Source organism: Sinobaca sp. H24 (genome assembly GCF_023845525.1).
On record NZ_JALBWT010000003.1, the window covers coordinates 214,836 to 233,133 of the forward strand.

General features: G+C 43.3%; 11 protein-coding genes and 5 pseudogenes. 1 reads left to right on the top strand and 15 read right to left on the bottom strand.

Annotation, left to right across the window (positions count from 1 at the left end; translation table 11 throughout):
* Positions 1–8: 8 nt before the first annotated feature.
* The 9 genes and pseudogenes from MMY81_RS35040 to uxaC form a co-directional block, all read right to left on the bottom strand.
* Positions 9–1,281: pseudogene (locus MMY81_RS35040) on the bottom strand (TRAP transporter large permease).
* A complete protein-coding gene (locus tag MMY81_RS06800; RefSeq protein WP_252312178.1) occupies positions 1,278–1,757 on the bottom strand; it encodes a TRAP transporter small permease in 480 nt (159 codons plus the stop codon). Before MMY81_RS06800 ends, MMY81_RS35040 begins: the two are co-directional and overlap by 4 nt.
* Positions 1,754–2,752 (bottom strand): TRAP transporter substrate-binding protein, encoded by a 999-nt coding sequence (locus MMY81_RS06805; RefSeq protein ID WP_252312179.1) that lies wholly within the window; start codon positions 2,750–2,752, stop codon positions 1,754–1,756. Before MMY81_RS06805 ends, MMY81_RS06800 begins: the two co-directional genes overlap by 4 nt.
* Positions 2,753–2,784: 32 nt before the next feature.
* Positions 2,785–3,405: a bifunctional 2-keto-4-hydroxyglutarate aldolase/2-keto-3-deoxy-6-phosphogluconate aldolase gene (locus MMY81_RS06810; protein WP_252312180.1), complete on the bottom strand. Its 621-nt coding sequence runs from the start codon at positions 3,403–3,405 to the stop codon at positions 2,785–2,787.
* A gap of 82 nt (positions 3,406–3,487) precedes the next feature.
* Positions 3,488–4,165: pseudogene (locus MMY81_RS06815) on the bottom strand (SDR family oxidoreductase); the annotation flags it as partial.
* Between the two features lie 113 nt (positions 4,166–4,278).
* Positions 4,279–5,331 (bottom strand): annotated as a pseudogene (gene uxuA / locus MMY81_RS06820) (mannonate dehydratase); the annotation flags it as partial.
* A 110-nt stretch (positions 5,332–5,441) separates the two neighbouring features.
* A complete protein-coding gene (locus MMY81_RS06825; RefSeq protein ID WP_252312181.1) occupies positions 5,442–6,344 on the bottom strand; it encodes a sugar kinase in 903 nt (300 codons plus the stop codon).
* A gap of 144 nt (positions 6,345–6,488) precedes the next feature.
* A pseudogene (locus tag MMY81_RS06830) lies at positions 6,489–7,517 on the bottom strand (LacI family DNA-binding transcriptional regulator).
* Positions 7,518–7,578: 61 nt separating this feature from the next.
* Positions 7,579–8,983: pseudogene (gene uxaC, locus MMY81_RS06835) on the bottom strand (glucuronate isomerase).
* 93 nt (positions 8,984–9,076) lie between these two features.
* Here uxaC and MMY81_RS06840 point away from each other — a divergent pair.
* The gene (locus MMY81_RS06840; protein ID WP_252312182.1) at positions 9,077–10,261 is read left to right on the top strand and encodes an ROK family transcriptional regulator; all 1,185 of its coding nucleotides are present in this window, start codon (positions 9,077–9,079) and stop codon (positions 10,259–10,261) included.
* A gap of 12 nt (positions 10,262–10,273) precedes the next feature.
* On the opposite strand, the gene MMY81_RS06845 is transcribed toward MMY81_RS06840, so the two are convergent.
* The 6 genes from MMY81_RS06845 to MMY81_RS06870 all read right to left on the bottom strand — a co-directional run bounded on the left by MMY81_RS06845 (position 10,274) and on the right by MMY81_RS06870 (position 18,146).
* The gene (locus tag MMY81_RS06845; protein ID WP_120191791.1) at positions 10,274–11,572 is read right to left on the bottom strand and encodes a TRAP transporter large permease; all 1,299 of its coding nucleotides are present in this window, start codon (positions 11,570–11,572) and stop codon (positions 10,274–10,276) included.
* The gene (locus tag MMY81_RS06850; protein WP_252312183.1) at positions 11,569–12,060 is read right to left on the bottom strand and encodes a TRAP transporter small permease; all 492 of its coding nucleotides are present in this window, start codon (positions 12,058–12,060) and stop codon (positions 11,569–11,571) included. Before MMY81_RS06850 ends, MMY81_RS06845 begins: the two co-directional genes overlap by 4 nt.
* Position 12,061: 1 nt before the next feature.
* Positions 12,062–13,051, bottom strand: a complete 990-nt coding sequence (locus MMY81_RS06855; protein WP_252312184.1) for a TRAP transporter substrate-binding protein — start codon at positions 13,049–13,051, stop codon at positions 12,062–12,064.
* Positions 13,052–13,069: 18 nt separating this feature from the next.
* The gene (locus MMY81_RS06860; protein ID WP_252312185.1) at positions 13,070–15,418 is read right to left on the bottom strand and encodes a glycoside hydrolase family 31 protein; all 2,349 of its coding nucleotides are present in this window, start codon (positions 15,416–15,418) and stop codon (positions 13,070–13,072) included.
* A gap of 158 nt (positions 15,419–15,576) precedes the next feature.
* On the bottom strand, positions 15,577–16,572 hold the full coding sequence (locus MMY81_RS06865) for a processed acidic surface protein (RefSeq protein ID WP_252312186.1): 996 nt from the start codon (positions 16,570–16,572) through the stop codon (positions 15,577–15,579).
* Positions 16,573–16,712: 140 nt separating this feature from the next.
* Positions 16,713–18,146, bottom strand: a complete 1,434-nt coding sequence (locus MMY81_RS06870) for an alkaline phosphatase (RefSeq protein WP_252312187.1) — start codon at positions 18,144–18,146, stop codon at positions 16,713–16,715.
* Between the last annotated feature and the right edge of the window lie 152 nt (positions 18,147–18,298).

An 18,298-nucleotide genomic window follows, 5' to 3' on the forward strand; every position in this document is an offset into this window, starting at 1 on the left:
TATTCCTCCTATTCAAATAAACCAGGTAAAAATAACGACAAAGAGGGGATAAAGCTTACACACAGGAGTACTAACAGCGCGACTCCAAGAAAAGGGATCATTTCTTTAAAAGCTTCCCCGATCGAAACATCTGCCAGGTCAGATGCTACGAATAAGCAAACACCTACAGGAGGTGTAGATAGTCCAATCATTAATGTTAATACCATAACAACGCCAAAGTGCACTGGATCCATGCCAATAGATGTAGCAATAGGAAGCAGCACTGGAAACAAAATAGTAAGAGCGGCAATCGTTCTAAGAACATTCCTACTACAATTAATAGTAAAAGTAGAAGCAGAGTAATAAGAATTGGGTTTTCCGATACCGACAATATACTTTCAGCTACGGCGGTTGGAATACCTTCACTAACTAAAATCCATCCAAAAAGATTAGCAAAACCAACCAATAGAAGAATAGCCGCTGTTGCAATAATAGTGTCTGCCAAAATTTTGGGAACTTCTCTCCATTTCAATTCACGGTAGATAAGTCCTCCAATAACAAGCGCATAAATAACCGCAACAACTGCAGCTTCTGTAGGTGTAAAATACCCACCTAAAATACCCCATAAAATAATGATGACCATCAAAAGGGCCCAAAAGATCCTAAAAAAGATTTCAGTACTGCCTTTAATGGCTGCGCTTCTTCTTTTGGATATTGACGTTTAACCGATATAATATACGTTACAATCAGAAAACCAATGGCAAGTAGAATTCCCGGCACAGCACCAGCAAGAAACAAATCACCAATAGAAACGCCGGCTAATGTTCCAATAATGATCATGGGAAGCGATGGCGGGATCATCGGACCTACGGTAGAAGACATGGATGTAACAGCTGCAGAGAAACCAGCACCATATCCCTGCTTTTTCATAGCCGGGATCATAACAGATCCGATACTCGCTGTGTCAGAAAGGGCCGTGCCGCTGATACCGCCAAATCCAAGAGATGAGGCAACGTTGGTTAGACCCAATCCTCCTCTAATTCTCCCCACAGAAGCATTGGAAAATTGAATAATACGATCTGTAATCCCTCCGTGGTTCATTAGATTTCCTGCAAGAATGAAAGCAGGTATAGCAAGAAGCACGAAAGAATTTATTCCAGCAAACATTGTCTGCGGTACAATAGTCAGCGGAACACCGCTGATCAGCAGATAAATCAAAGAAGAAACAGCTAAGCTAAAAGCAATCGGTACACCTATGCCCATAAGAACCAAAAACAATACTACGAGTAACACTGCTGTCATGATGATTCCTCCTCCGGCTTTCTGCCATTACGCTGATCCAATATGAAGATAATACAGTAGACAATCAGCAGAACTGCCAGTAGAGGAACAGAAGCATAAATATAGCTCATCAAAACTCCTACCGTTGGAGAACTGAATAAGGTTCCTAAAGCAAAAAAGCGGATACCTTCTACAAGTAAAAAAACACTGAAGATTAATATCAATATATGGATAACGCTTTCATAAATCTTTCTGTTTTTAGCTGATAGTATTCTTAAAAATAGATCCACTTTAACAAATTCATCTCTTCTTAATGCCAAGGGTGCTGCTACAGCTATTGTATAGACAAATAGATACCTCGTTAATTCTTCGGTCCAAATAAATGAAAAAGGAAGATAGCGGAGAACAATTTGTAAAACGACAACTCCAAGAAGTATTACAAACAAACCGCCTGCTATACATTTCAGTGTTTTATCAAGAGTGTCTGCCCATTTCAACTCCCATCCTCTCCTTCCTCAAGAATCTGCCGATAAAGCTCTTGCTGTTCCGGCTCCAAATTTTCCTCAATAGCCGGAATCATCGCTTCACGAAATGCTTCCTGGTCTACGTCTTCATTAATTTCTACACCTTCTTCACGAAGTGTGTTTTCCACTGTTTCCACATCTTCTTCATAAAGGTCTCTTGCAAACTCCTGAGCATCCTCAGCCGCTTCCAGAACCTCCTGCTGCTGATCTTCCGGGAGAGATTCCATCTGCTCATTGCCTACTGTTATATATATCCATGAACGAACGTGTTCGGTTTCATTAATATAATCCTGTACTTCATAGAAGCCATTACTTTGAATTAAGTCATTCGGATTTTCCTGACCCTGAATAACCCCCTGCTGGAGCGCTGTAAAAACTTCACTTAAACTAATTAATTGAGGGTTGGCTCCTGCTTCAGACCATACATCTACAAAAAGCGGTACGTTCGGCACTCTCATATCGAACCCCTGGATATCTTCCGGGGAATGCACTGGAAAATTTGATGTGAGATTTCTAGGCGACCTTTCTATATAGAGAAGAGGTGTCAGTCCGGCATCGTCTTGAATGTCTTTTTCAATCGTTCTGCCTATATCCCCTTCAATAATACTTCTCATATGCTCCTGACTTTCAAACGCATATGGCGTAGCCATTAAGATAGCATTTGGTGTCCAATTTTGCAGCGTCTCACCAGTAATAGTTAGATCAATAGCTCCGTACTGAATACTATTAATCGTGTTTGTTTCATCACCTAACTGCCCGCTCGGATATATATCAATAATGACCTGTCCATCTGTGTTTTCTTCTACTCTTTCCGCAAAAAATTCAGCTGTTCTATGCCAATTATGACCTGTGTCGGAAAAATGATTTAACTTCCAGGTTGTTACTTCTTCTCCCTGCGTATTCTGGCTGCATCCGCTTACAATAATAAGCAGAGCTGTCAATCCTGACAGCCATCCCGCCTTCTTCATGGCAAATCCCTCCCCCGCTAAAATGTGTAAAATTACATTTGAATATTTTTTACGACACGTCTGGCTTCTTCAGCTACTTTATCCCGCGTCGATTGATATAGACTGCTTCCAATACTTATAGCAGCAGCTCCTTTATCAAGCCATTCTTTAGCATTCTCAGCGTTAACTCCTCCAGAGGGCATTAATTGAGCCTGGGGAAGAGGACCCTTCATTCCGCTGATAAATGAGGGAGAGACCGTGTTGCCGGGAAATACTTTAATAACATCTGAGCCATATTCCAATGCTTCAATCATTTCTGCGGCTGTATAACAGCCCGGCAGATACGGAATGCGATACCGATTGCATAGTATAGCTACTTCCCGGTTAAAGCTTGGAGAGACAATGAAGGCAGCTCCGGCAAGAATAGCTAGACGGGCGGTTACTTCATCAAGAACGGTACCTGCCCCGATTACTGCCTGATTTTCAAATGTGGCACTGAGCTTTTGGATGAGTGCTGAAGCATCCGGGACTGTATACGTAATCTCTAGTATCGTAATACCTCCATCTACAGAACCTTGAGCTATCATTTCTGCTTCTTCTGTTGTCTTTCCGCGTACAACTGCTACTACTTTTTGCTCCAACAGTGCCTGCAGCGTTTCTAATTTTGTTGTCATTACTCCATCCCTCTATACTCTCAGAGTACGCCATAAATCCGCCATCTACGGGAACGGTAATACCTGTAACAAACGCCGAATACTCAGGATCAACCAGCCACAGCAGCGTTCCCAGCAGATCGTCCGGCGTTCCGAATCGTTCCATTGGCGTATGATCCATTATTTTTTTAGATCTTGCCGTATAATCGCCGTTTTCATCCAAAAGGAGTTTTCTATTCTGATTGGTTAAGAAAAAACCGGGTTCTATGGCGTTGCAGCGAATATTCTCTTTAGCCATATGAACAGCAAGCCACTGGGTGAAGTTTTCAATTCCTGCTTTAGCTGCGCTGTAGGACATTACTTTTGTCATTGGACTTGGCGCGCTCATGGAAGATATATTAATAACTGTGCTTCCCTGTTCTGTAAACATGTGCTTCATGAATACTTGAGTGCTTAGTACAGCGCCTGTAAAATTCAAATCAAACACATGACGGATAGCTTCTTCTTTTAAATCAAAAAAGGAATTTTTGTCAGGATCTTCTACTTCATCCCATCCAAATATCTCTTCCGACGTAGAAGCATCAGGATGATTACCGCCGGCTCCGTTTATCAAAATATCGTAAACCGGATAATCTTTTTGAATTTCTTCGTTTACCCGTTCAATATCTTTTTTATCGAGGACATCGCAGGCATAAGCTTTGGCTTCTCCATTTGCCTGTACAATATCGTCTGCTACAGACTGGGCATTTTCCAGCTTTCTGCTGACCACGGCTACCTTCACGCCTTGTTTCCCAATGCTCTGGCCATTTCACCGCACAGTACACCGCCGCCTCCTGTAACAATGGCTGCTTTTCCCTTTAACTGCTTATGTTCTGCTGCCATATTAATTCCTCCTCTTTCTCTTTCATCCCAAATACCAAGCATGTACATAATCCCTAAAGCACGGTCATACAGTCCGTAACCCGGCCTGCAGCTTTCATTCCATAAATGGCGTCCGTGATCGGGCCGGATACAGCCTTCGAACCCGATATCGTGATAGGCTTTAATAATATCGGTAATCGGTACAGATCCGTCCTGCTCCCTGTGTGATGTTTCAATAAAGTCACCATTTGGATAACGGTAAACGTTTCGAACGTGGGCAAATGAAATACGATCTTTGAATTCATGAATCATTTCAGGCAGATCATTTTCTTCCAAAGCACCAAGCGCACCGCTGCAGAGCGTCAAACCATTATATCTGCTGTCCACCAGGCTTAAAATACGTCTCAGCTGATCGTGGGTAGATACGATCCGCGGCAGCTTAAATACAGACCAGGGCGGATCATCCGGGTGTACTCCCAGCTTGATGTCATGCTCCTTGCAGACAGGAATAACGCGTTCCAGAAAATATTGAAGGTTATCAAAAAGATCATCTTCCGTCATGCCTTCATACTGTTTAATAACTTGTTGAATATGGGCAAGCCGCTCAGGCTCCCAACCAGGCATCGTGAACTCGGGATTTTGCAGCACTCTTTCTACCAGCTTCTCTGGAGAAACGTCATCGACCAGCTCTTTTTCATAGAACAAAGCAGTGGAGCCATCTTTCATTTCTTTCGCTAAATCCGTACGAATCCAGTCAAATACCGGCATAAAATTATAGCAGATAACTTTAATTCCGGCCCCGCCAAGGTTCTTTATCGTTTCGATGTACGCATCAATATGTGCATCTCTTGAAGGAAGACCCAGCTTAATATCTTCGTGTATGTTTACACTTTCTACAACCTCTGCTTTAAAGCCGTGTGATTGAATATAATTTACTTCTTCGCGTATTTCCTCTTTTCCCCATTGTTCGCCTGCTTGCTTGTGATGCAGCGCCCATACAATTTGAGACGTACCGGGAATCTGCCGAATGTCGGCAAGGCTTACGCTGTCATTACCTCTTCCATACCATCTAAATCCAATATCCATTAGGTCACCCTCCTTAAGTTATCGAACAACTCCGCTGCCATCCTGACTTTGAATAAAAGCTTCTACGTCTTCTTTTTCTAGAACAAATGCGTCACCGTCTATAGAATGAGCTAACACGCCTGCCGCAGCTGCAAACTGAATTTGATGCTCAGACTTTCTGAGGAATAATGCAGAAATTGATATAAAAGGCCTGCCGCATAAGCATCTCCACCTCCGATTCGATCCTGAATAGTAACAGAAAACAGAGGTGAATCAGCTTCGCCTTTTTGTTTATCAATAATAGAGGCCTGCAGCGTATGTTTTGTATTGGACTCCGTCGTTCTCTTCATAGAAGCAAAACAGCTAATATTATAATCTTTCATAAAAGCAGCGATCATATTCGATTGCTCCTCTTTTTTATATCCCAGAATATGAGTTAAATCTTTGGAACTTCCAAAGCAAATATCTACATGAGGAAGAATCTCCTGAAAAGCTTCCTTTGCTTCACTGATCGTCCATAATTTACTTCTATAGTTAAAATCAAAGCTGATCCGTATACTTCTTCGGGAGGCTTCCTTGATCACTTCAACGGCTGCCTGTCTTGCTTTATTCCCAAGAGCCAGCGTTATCCCTGTTGTATGAAGTATTCCGACCTCGTCAAAAAGTGCATCCCAATCTATTGTATTCGGCGTCCATTCAGAAAAAGAGGAATGTTCTCTATCATAGGTCACCTTTGACGGCCTTTCTGATGTTCCTTTTTCCACAAAATACAATCCTACCCGTGATCCCTGGCTGGAAATAAAGGATGTATCAACACCCTCTTTCTGGAGAGCGGCCCGCGCCATTCTTCCCACTGCATTATCAGGAAGAGCTGTTAAAGTCCGCGCCTGTCCTCCAAGATTGCTGAAGGCAACGGCTACATTCATCTCCGCTCCTCCTACATAAACATTCCAGTTATCCGTTTGTTTCAGCGTCCGCTCCCCAGGGGGCGATAAACGGACAAGCAACTCTCCCAATGTAACTATTCGTTTCATATATTTCCTCCTGCATTGATGAATTTGATTTTTACTAAATCGGTTTAGTAACTGGTGAAAAAGCAGGCCCTTTCACAGGCCTAATAAATGCTGAACTATTTTGCCATACTGTATATACGCTTTTATAAATCTTCATCCAGCTTTTTACTTTTGTGAAACAGACAATCGCTCAATCAAAGAAGGGGCAAACCTATGAATTTTAGAGAGAGGTTCTTTTCCCTGAATTTGATCCAGTAAAAGAGAAGCTGCTTTTGCACCAATATCGTGAGCCGGCTGACTTATTGTAGTAAGCGCAGGTTCGTAAATGTCTGCAAAGGAAACATCATCTACACTTATAATGCTTATATCTTCCGGTATGCGCAGATTATTTTTTTTACAATAGGTCAGTACCTCTAATAAAGTTAAATCGTTGCCTGCGAAAATTGCGCTGGGCGCCGTCTTTTTATCGAACAGTTCCTTTAATCTGTTTTGCATATTATGAAGATAATCTGAAAGAATGTACTCTTCTTTTACCTCCAGATTTCTTTTCTCAAGCGCATGGCAGAACCCTGCGATTCTTTCAATACGAGGCGTAACATGGTTCAGCCTCCATTGTAATCATAGCAATGTTCTTATGGCCTTTTTGGTAAAAAGCCCCCACTGCAAGTTCTGATGCTTTGTAATTGTCTAATAATAAAGTATTGATTTTAAAATCCGGAATGATACGATCCAAAAATATAGTTGGTATTTGGTTTGCAATCATTTTTGAGTAAACAGAGGGGTTGCTGCCTGTTGGAAATATAATAAATCCATCTACCTGTTTAGCCATAAGCATTCGAATGTAATCTTCTTCTTTTTGCGGATCATCATCTGCATTACATATAATGACGTGTACTTTTTCAGCAAAGCAAATATCTTCTATAGCACGAATAATCTGGGTGGAAAAACTGTGCAGAATATTAGCTACAATAACTCCTATTGTAGAGGTCGTTTTCTTTTTTAAACTCCGGGCTAATGAATTAGGAGAATACTCCATTTCTTTGATCGCCTGTTCTATTCTTTTTCTTGTATCTTCGGCCATATATTCATATCGCCCATTTAATATTGGGAAACGGTGCTTTTTGAAATATTAAGATGCTTTGCTACATCGGATATTGTGACAGCTTTTTTTGGCTCATTATTTCCCTTTTTCATAAACCGGTTTAGTGAATTTCCCCTATCATATCTTACTCATTATGAAAGCGTCAACATTTATTTATTTTTTACCAATGGAAAAATAGCGTTTCGCATTGTAATAGCAGATGTTTTCTACATATTTCTTTAATAATGCTTCATCGTTCGGCGCTTTTCCTTCTTCAACCCAGCTGCGCGATCATATTGCACAGTATTCTTCTGAAATATTCATGCCTGGAAAAAGAAAGGAAGCTTCTGGAATCTGTGAGCATGCCGATAAAGTGATAAATCAGTCCGATGTTGGCAAGAGAGTTCATCTGTTTTTCCATTCCGTCGATATGATCGTTAAACCACCAGGCGGTACCGACTTGAATTTTTCCCGGCAGGCTGCCGCTTTGAAAATTCCCTGCCATGGACGCCAGAATATCGTGGTTGTTTGCGTTTACGCTGTAAAGAATGGTTTTAGGCAGTTTTTGTCTGTATTCCAACTGATCGAGAAGCATTGCCAGCTTTTCTGAAACGGCACCATCGCCGATGGAGTCAAATCCGGTATCTTTTCCTGCGATCTCAAGCATTTTCTTATTATTGTTGCGCTGCGGATGAAGATGAAGCTGCATTGCCCAATCCTTGTCTGCGTATTTCTCGCCTAGAAAAAGCATAATATGAGTCTGATACTGCTCTACCTCTCTTTGGGACAAAGTCTTTCCCTGTTTTCTTTTTTGAAACACAGCTGCCGCTTCTTCTTTCGTTGTCTTCTCAAAAAACACGTGCGAAATACCGTGGTCGGCGCTCCGGCATCCCATTTCATCGAACCAGTCAATACGATTTTCCAGTGCATCCAAAAGCTGATCGTAGCTTTGAATGGAAATGGCGGTGGTATGTTCCATTCTTTCTATCCAGTTCAGGTAATCCGGCTGCTCAATAAAAATAGCAGGATCGGCCCGGAATGATGGGGATACTTGAAAATCGCTGTGCCCCTGCAGTTTCTTATGGGAAAGCAGCGGATCAGCGGGATCGTCTGTCGTGCCGATAAATTCTACTTTATCTTTTTTCAGCAGCGACTGAACCGAGTATTCCGGGGACTGCAGCTTTTCTTTTGTACTGCTCCATATTTTTTCGGCTGTCTCTTCGTTCAACAGGTCCTTAATACCGAAGTAGCGCCTCAATTCCAAATGAGTCCAATGGTAAAGCGGATTGCCAAGCGTTTTTGGTACTGTGCCAGCCCAGGCCATAAATTTCTCATAATCCCCGGCATTCCCTGTGACATAAGCCTCCTCTATTCCGTTGGCGCGAAGGGCTCTCCATTTGTAATGATCTCCATTCAGCCAGATTTCCCCTAAATTTTGAAACGATTTATCTGCTGCAATCTCCTCTGGAGGCAGGTGGTTATGGTAATCAATGATAGGCAGATGGGCAGCCGTCTCGTGATACAGTTTTTTAGCTGTATTCGTATTTAATAAAAAATCTTCCTGCATAAATGTATTCATTGTATCTTCTCCTTTTCATTTGTTTACTAGACAAACTAAAAATTATATAATGACAGCAATCGCTGCCATACTCTGGCGCCTGGAGGAATGTATATGAATACCGGAGATACCCACTACATTAAACGTATGAACCGACGAATTATTATTGAAAATGTAATTAAACATGTCTCCCTCTCCCGAAGTGAATTATCACGCATCACGGGATTAAATAAAGCAACGATATCTTCCCAGGTTGGTGAACTGATGGAAGAAGGACATATTGTAGAACGAGAAACCGGCGCTTCTGTCACTAGAGGCCGAAAGCCTATTATGATCGAGATCAATGAACGTGCCGGCTTTACTATTGGCATTGATATTGATGAACAGGTTACCAATATATTGTGCTGTGATTTGAAGGGGCAGCTTATTCATCGGCAGTCCGTTGCGCTGGATACTCATTACTTTGATGAGATGACAGAGTCCCTTTTACACATATTAAAAGAAGATATTCTCCCAGCCGGCTCCCTGTTGCAGGAGATCCCATTAGTCGGCATTGGCGTCGGTATTCATGGTATCGTAAATAATGATCATCAGATCGTATTTACTCCCAAGCAGGAATGGATAGATGAAGATATCAAAAGCAGGCTGGAGCAGGAAATGAACGTTCCTGTTTTTATCGATAACAGTGCAAATTTATCCGTCTTCGCTGAGCAGGTGTACTATGAGCAAGTGTCTGATTTGTTCTGCCTGACTCTTCATTCCGGCATTGGTCTTGGCATCATCAAGGACTTCAACATCTACCGGGGATTTCAAGGCTTTGCCGGCGAAATCGGCCATATGATTGTCGAACCAAACGGCCTTCCCTGTCCCTGCGGCAACCATGGCTGCTGGGAGATGTATGCTTCCAATAAAGCCCTTTTAAAAAATCTGCATCAGGATGCGGCACAATTATCAACAGAAAGCATGGCCGCCTTATTTCATAAGGAAGTTCAGGGAAGCGTCCTGGATGACTATTTAGATTATTTGGCTCTGGGATTAAATAATGTTATTAATATCTTTAATCCGGAACGTATCGTTATTAACAGCGCCCTCTTTTCTGCCCGCCCGGAACTGCTGGCGGACTTAATCAGCCGTTTCCATTCTAAATTCAACAACTACGATGAACTGAAAATCTCCCGGCTTAATGAAGATGCCTGTGCGTATGGAGCTGCCGCATTAGCTTTTAAAGGATTTTTTGATATTACTATTGTTGATCATTCCAAGCGGCACTCCGAGCAGATGAACGTTGACCTGGTTTAATTCCCACTGGCGTTATAACAGATCAAATAATCCTGGAAGGAAGAGGCTGATCTGCGGCACAAACGTAATAACCACAACCATAATGATCAGTACGATAAAGTAAGGCACCAGCATTTTTATCACATCTTCCAGTCTGGCTTTCGCTACACTCGTTCCGACAAACAATACGCTTCCTACAGGAGGCGTAATATTACCAATACACAAGTTAAACGCGATGATAATACCAAAGTGTACCGGATCGACTCCAAGCTCTGTAATCACCGGGAAGAATATCGGCGTAAAGATTAATACGGCCGGCGTAATATCCATAAATGTTCCCATGATTAACAAAATCAAGTTAATAATTAACAGCAGCACAATCGTACTTTCTGTAAGAGACAGCAGACTTTCGCTGATGCTCGATGGAATGCCCGTATAGGACATAACCAGAGAAAACAACGATGATGCCGTAATAAGAAATAAAATCATTCCGGTAATTTCAATTGTTTCTTTAAAAATCGTTTTAAATTCCTGCACTTTCAACTGTTTATAGATAAGAGACAGAACCAGCGCATATAGTACCGCTACCGCTGCACCCTCTGTAGCTGTAAAGATACCGGCTACAATACCTCCGATAACAATGACGATTAAAAGCAGGCTGGGAATCGCATCGATCGCAATAAACGCGCGGTCCTTCCAGCTGATTTTTTCCGATACCGGATATTTCCTTTTTTTCGCATACACGTAGGCTACAGCCATAACAGCCAGCCCCCATAAAATACCCGGCAGATACCCGGCCATAAATAAAGCCGCTACAGATGTTCCACCGCTGACGAGCGAGTAGACAATCAGCATCGAGCTTGGGGGAATAAGGAGTCCCGCAGGCGCTGATGCGATGTTTACCGCCGCTGTGTATGTCCGGGAATAGTTCTGGCGGAGCGCCATCGGCGTCATAATCCGTCCCATGGCGGCCGCTGCGGCCACACTGGAGCCGGAAATAGATCCAAACAGCATATTGCCGACCACATTAGTATGAGCGAGTGAACCCGGCATGCGTCCTACCAGCACTTTCGCTAAATTAATTAATTTGAAGGCGATGCCGCCGTTATTCATGATCGTACCGGCTAAAACAAACAGCGGAATAGCCAGTATCGTAAAATTATCAACTCCTGTTGCGAGTCTTTGTGCAGCTGTAATGATAGAAACATCAAAGGGAAGCACAAGACTGATCGTTAAAACGGAACTCAAAGCAATGGATAGGGCAATGGGTACGCCCAGCAGCAGTAAGATTCCTAAGATACCAAATAGCATGAGGCTGGCTAATAAAGTCATTGACCCGTCTCCTCTCTATTTTCAGAGTATGTTTCCGGTGTCACCATATGAGTAACAGCATAAATTGTCATAAACAGTCCGGAAACAGGCAGTGCGCTGTATACGAAAAGCATGGACAACCCTGTGGCCGGTGCTACTTCTGTATACGTATAGGAGAGCAGCCAGCTGCCTCCTGCGATCATGACCCCGACTCCAAAAACAATCCATAATATGTTTACGAATGTATTCAGCCCTTTCTGCCAGCCGGCACTCAGCTTTTCTTTAATAAAAGTAATCGCTATGTGCTGCTGCTGTCCGAGAACATACGTCGCGGTGAGAAGGGTAAACCATATCAGCATAAAACGGATAATCTCTTCACTCGTGGTGCTTGGTGCATCCAGAAAGTACCGCGCAATAACCTGCCATATGGATAGCACTGTCATCGCTGTAATCAAGAAAGCATTCACAATTAAAAGTAGTTTATCCAGCGTTTTTTTGACCTGTTTCACCTTATGATTCCTCCTTTATCCTGGAATAAATATCTGCCGTATCAGGATTTTCCTGGAATTGTTCGTGAAGTGGCTGCACAGCGTCAATAAACGTCTGCTTTTCGATGTCGTAGAATGTAACACCCATTTCCTCTTCAGCAATCGTCACTGATTCTTCTACCATTTCTGCCCAGAGTTCTTCGTGGTATTCCGTCGATTCTTCTGCAGCTTCTTCAATGACCTGCTGCTCTCCTTCTGTTAAATCGCTGTACATTTCGTCGTTCATAATCAGCATATCCGGTACAATCGCATGCTCCGTGAAAAAGTAATTTTTCGCTACTTCTCCGTGGCTGCTGTTGACTAAAGCAGTCTCATTATTCTCAGCTGCGTCAATAACACCGGACTGCAGCGCTGTATAAACTTCTCCATAGCTCATCGGTGTCGGCGTACCGCCAATCGCTTCAATCATTTGCACGCTGGTCCGGCTGGGCTGTACTCTTGTTTTTAAACCAGCCATATCTTCTGCACTTTCAATCATGCGGTCCTTTGTATACATGTTGCGAACGCCTGCATCATAATACGTGAGACCTCTAAATCCAATATCCGTCGTGTTTAGATAGATCTCATCGGTTATCTCTTCGTTCGCCATAATCTGCTTAAAACTCTCCTGGCTTTCAAACATATATGGAAGACTGAAAATGGAATAGATCGGATCAAATCCCTCCAGTGCACTTGCGCTTACTTTTGCTATGTCCACGGTTCCGAACTGGGTATTTTCTATAACCTCTCTTTCACTGCCGAGCTCTCCGTTAGGATAAACATCAATGACAAGTTCCCCTTCTGACTTTTCGTCCACCAGCTCAGCAAACCGCGTCAACGATAAATGAACAGGATGATCCGTAGGCTGATTATGAGCTAGTGTTAACTCTTTTGTCTCTTCTTCTCCCGCTGCCTGTTGACACCCTGCTGTTACGAGAAGCAGCAGAAGCAGCCAAATATAATTTTTTTTCATCGTATGTTACCCCTCTCATTATGTGTGAAATAACGCTGTTTCTTCTCCATTGATCCAAAGCGCTCTCGTTTCAGAGGAAGGCATATGAAAAGCAAACTGCTGCGGCATACCTTCTGCCGTTCTTGTTTTATGAACAGAAACAGAAATGGCAGAATCACTTGTTTCCATAGTCATATCAAACTGAGCGGTTTCTTCTTTTCCGTCTGCTTCCGTACTGGTGCAGTAGGAAAAAGAAACGCTGTTCCCGGACGCTGCCGGATAAAGCTGTACCCGTACTTGTGTTTCTTCTTCTATAGGAAGAATGCTCCCGCCTTTTACCATAACCGGGGTGTACTCCAGTGGGGCAGGCACTGAAACGTTCTGCCCTCCTTCATACCATTTTTCCGTATAAAGGTCGTACCATCCTCCAGCATGTGTTGGAAGATATACCGCCCTCTCCCTCTGCTCCGGTTCGACAATCGTGCAGACAAGCAGATCCCCGCCGAGCATGAATTCATCATTCTCTTTATATGTGACCGGATCTTGTGGAAAGTTGTAAAAAACCGGCCGGATAATCGGTTCATATTCGGTTGAAGAATGATTGCCTATCGAATATAAATAACCGGCCAGCCGGCGGTGCCAATTCATGGTGCCCGACACTTTTTCCGTAATTTCCGGATACATCCACGGTTCATTCACCGTGTTGTCATCGTTCCAGGAATGAATGGTAAAGCGCGGATAATAAATATTGCTCTGAATCCAGCGCAGAAGAAGTTCCGGCTCCGGTGCCCCTCCGGCAAAACCGCCGGTGTCGTGGCCAAAGTTGTAAACACCGGAAAGACTGAGTCCAATCGCCATTTTTATGTTGTACTTTAAGGTGTGCCAGCTCGTGTCGTTATCGCCTGTCCATGTCTGCGCGTATCTGCCGATTCCTGCACTCCCCGATCTCGTAACGAGAAAAGGACGGCGCCCCGGGTCATGCTCGAGCTGGGCTGCTAAAGAAACTTTGGTCATAAGCATTGGAAAAATCGCACGATGATCCTGAAACCTTCCCTTTTTGCCGAATAAATCAATAACCGCATCCGGATCCCAGACTTCAAATTCATTGTTATCATTCCAGGTCGAGTCGATTCCGTTATGAAGCAGCTGTTCTTTTACATTTTCTTTCCACCATGCAATCGTTTTTTCATTCGTAAAGTCCAAATAAACGCCAAGGTCGTCCCAGAACTGCTGCTGCAATGGTTCATTGGCTTCATTTTTAATCGTCATTCCCTGCTCGGAGGCTTCTTTGAATTTAGGATGATTAACGAGCAGGCTCGGCTTGATGTTAGCAATAATGTTTATGCCTTCTTTATGAAAATCTTCGGCAAATCGTTTAGGCTCCGGGAATTTCTCCCGGTTCCAGTGAAAGACATACCGTTTATCCTGAATGGATGTGTAGCCGGAGGATAAATGAAAGGAAGAGCACGGAATATCGTGCGTTCTGCAGTTTTCAATAAATTCTCCAAGACGTTCCTGTGACCGTGGTTCATCTGTATATGTCATCGTTGAGCCTGAATAGCCGTAGCTCCATTTAGGCATTCTCGCGGGCCGCCCGGTTAACCAGGAGAATGTTTTCGTTACTTCCGGCACGTCCGGTCCCAGGATAAAATAATAATCCAGGAAGTCAGAGCGTGTTTCAAAATAACGATAGCTGCCATGATAGTTATCTTTTTCCTTGCCCAGATCGAAAGCGCATTCATTATAATCATCGTAGTAGAGTCCGTAGGCCATACCGCTTGATTCTGAGTACGTGACGTAATAGGGAATATGTTTATACAGCGGGTCTGTTTTTTCCGCATCATATCCCATCGCATCGATGTTAAGCATGCGGTAACGTTCCCCATATTTATTAACGTTTCCTGTTTTTTCTCCAAGGCCGAAATACAGTTCTCCCGGCTTTCTCGTCAGATAATGAGAAACTGGTGCTTTTTTGGCAATTTGAAAAAAATAAGCCTGTGTACTTCTATCTTCTGCTGCCCATACATCTTCTTTTGTTTCTTTATCTATCGCATACCATGTGAAATGCAAGTGGGCTTTATTAATCACCAGCTTAATCTTCTCTGTAGTAAGAATCAGCTGCGTATCATTTTCCTCCAGTTGATAAGAAGACCGTTCAAAAAGCTCTGAAATCTCCTGCCGGTCCATTCCTTCCAGCGGCATCTGTGTGTCCCCGGGTGCAATTGCCCAGGAATGAATGGGAATCTCCGGGGAATGTTTCGTTACCGCTGTTCTAATGACATTTTCCTTAAGCACATAAATAGAGACATATACTTCATAAAACGGAGAGTGCAGCGTAAGCGCGTTCATTTCATTTTTTATCATGTGAAAGGTAGTATCTGTAATCATTCATAAATCACCCTTTTTTAATTTGTTTACTAAACAAATTAATTATTTCCTTCATGATAATGCTTTTTGAATCGTTTGGCAACTAGATTTTTTAGACGCTTTCGTTTGAATTTGCTTAAAAAAATGCCCTGCGAAGGTTTTTCTTCACAGGAGATTTTTTATGCAGTCTTTTTTCTCGATAGTAAAAGCAAAAACCCAAGAACAGCTGCTGCCAGTCCGGCGAGCACATAAAATAGGCTGCTTCCAGCGGTATCCGGGAGTATACCGCCCTCTTTTTCAGCAGATACTGATGGTTTTTCTGCAGAATCGGAAGGAGCGGCTGAAATAATTTTTTCGGAAGCTGCCTCTTCCACAGCAGGCAGTCCTTCCATACCGCCGAACTCTTCAATAAACGCTGTATTAATAAACAAGTCAGCAAGCAGCGTTCCTTCCGTGTCGTAGATCTCTATCCACAGTACATCGATTGTCCAGCTTTCCATATCAAGCAGGTTGTTAAAAGAAAGGTCTTTTTTCTCCCCAGCAGTTTCCTCGGCAAATGAAACGGATATCTGCAGCAGGCTCAGCAGCTCATTCCACCAGCTCGTGAATGTTTGCTTCTGCTCTTCTGTCCATACCAGCTCTTCCATCCATTCTGAAAAATTACTAGAGTCGTCCAGCAGGCTGAACAGTTTTTCTTCAAACTGTTCGGTCTGCTCTGCTGTCTTTTCAAAATGGGCTGTTAGTGCATCTATTTCCGCCGACGTTAAACCAATCTCTGAAAAATCATCTTCCCATATTTCCTCTTCCCATTCTTCATCGTAGGGAAGATACTCATACAGGTCATCTGTAAACTTCAAATCCTTCAGCACAAGGCCGTCTTCTGCCAGACGTTCATCCAGCTCGTTTCTTGTCATATCAAATTCCTCTAAAAAAGCTGCCGTTGACTCTTCTGTCAGCTCTTCTCCGAGAAATTCCTGCAGTTCCTTCAGCGTTTTAAATTCATCAAGCGAAGCATCCCATCCCTGCAGATAGGCCTCCATTTCCGTTTCCGTCCAGCCCAGCTGCTCCAGGTAGGATTCATATGCTTTACCGGATGGAGCTGCAGAGGTGCTCTCTGCCGGCAGTACTGCAAATAAAAGCAGAACCGCAGCAAAAATAGTTATCAATTGTTTCATGTTTCTGTCTCCCTTACATAATATGTATTCTTTTTTATTATACTGTTTCATCATCAAAAGAGAAGATGTAAAAAAATGGTACAAAATAATAGAAAACACCCTCTCTGCTGAAAAGCAGAAAGGGTGCATAGTACAATGGTTTAATTGCTTCCTTCAAAAGGAATATCCGCTTCTTCTGCAATAATTTGGGAAAGCTCCGTGTTATCAAATACTCCATTGAATGATTCTGAACCCGGCCCGTCAGCGAAAATCGGCACCATGTTTCCAGAGTGGCCGGACGTACTCTCACTCAGCTGGGTTATGTTCTGGTTATACACGTGCAGATTATAGTGCTCCGCAATAATCAATCCGGCTTCCACCGCCTGGTAAAAGGCCTCAATTGGTTCTCCGTCTTCTTCATAAAGGCTGTTCTGAAGACGTTCCACATCTTCATCCGTCAGCTCCATATCCGCATACTCCTCGTAAGCAGCGCGCATGCTCTCTTCCGTATAGGTGCCACTCTCTTCATCCATTTCAAACTGTTCTACCATATACTCTGAGGTCGCCGTCATTCCCTGCCATGCCTCTACATCCATTACTTCTGTCATCGCCATTCCCATTGTTTCGTGGTCGGAGGCTACAACGACCAGCGTATCATCGCGCTCAGATGCCCATTCCTGAACCAGTTCCACTGTCCGGTCAAATTCGACCACTTCCTGGTGAACACCGTTCGCAGAGGCAAAATGCGCGGCATGGTCAATTCTGGATCCTTCAATCATTAAGAAAAACCCATCTTCATCCTGTTCCATTGCCTGAAGCGCTACGTCCGACATTTCACTTAGAGAAGGCTGATCTTCCTCTTCCATCTGATCAATGTCTGCTTCAAGCGCCATGTTTCCCTCAGCGAACAATCCCAGCATCTTGTCTGTTACCGGCGCATTCATTAATTCTTCTCTTGTTTGAACGAATTCGTAGCCCTCTTCCTGAAAGCTCGCTGTCAAATCTTCACCATTTTGTGCCTCTGGTAAAAAGTTCTCCAATCCGCCTCCAAACAAAATGTCATACTGGCTGTCAAACTGCTGCCGGGCAATCTCATCATGATTGTCACGGCTTTCGGTATGAGCCGTATAGGAAGCTGGTGTAGCATCTGTAACGGAATTATTTACGACGACGCCCGTCATTTTTCCCTGCTCCTGAAATGCCTCTAGAATAGTCTGTTTGCTTTCACCTTCAGGTGTTACAGAAACCATGCCGTTATCGGTTTTAAATGATGTTGCCATAGCTGAACCTGCAGCTGCAGAATCGGTTACGTGATTATCGTTGGAATACGTCTGCATCAAACCTACATTAGGAAGCTGTTCCATGTGAAAAAGATCCTCTTTTCCGTATTCCAACGCCCTTGCCACCTCCAGCTGCCCCGCTGCTAAACCGTCTCCTATCAGCACAATGACATTTTCAATGTTTTGTTCCTGTTCTTGCTGCTGCCCCGCCCCATCATCCGGCATAGAAGCCTGCACATCTCCGCCTGAGCCGGATACAGCCAAAGGCAGAACCAGAAGTGATGATACACCAATAAGCCACTTTTTTGAATACATCAAATACCCCCTGTACATGTATTAAATGTAAGTGCTTACATTTATATTCAGCTTAAGCCAGCCCTGGAAGTTCGTCAAATGCCAATAGTTGCGGATATTTATTTTCTTCTGGGTATATTTCCCTGCATTCCTGCCTTTCTTTCCCCTCCTTC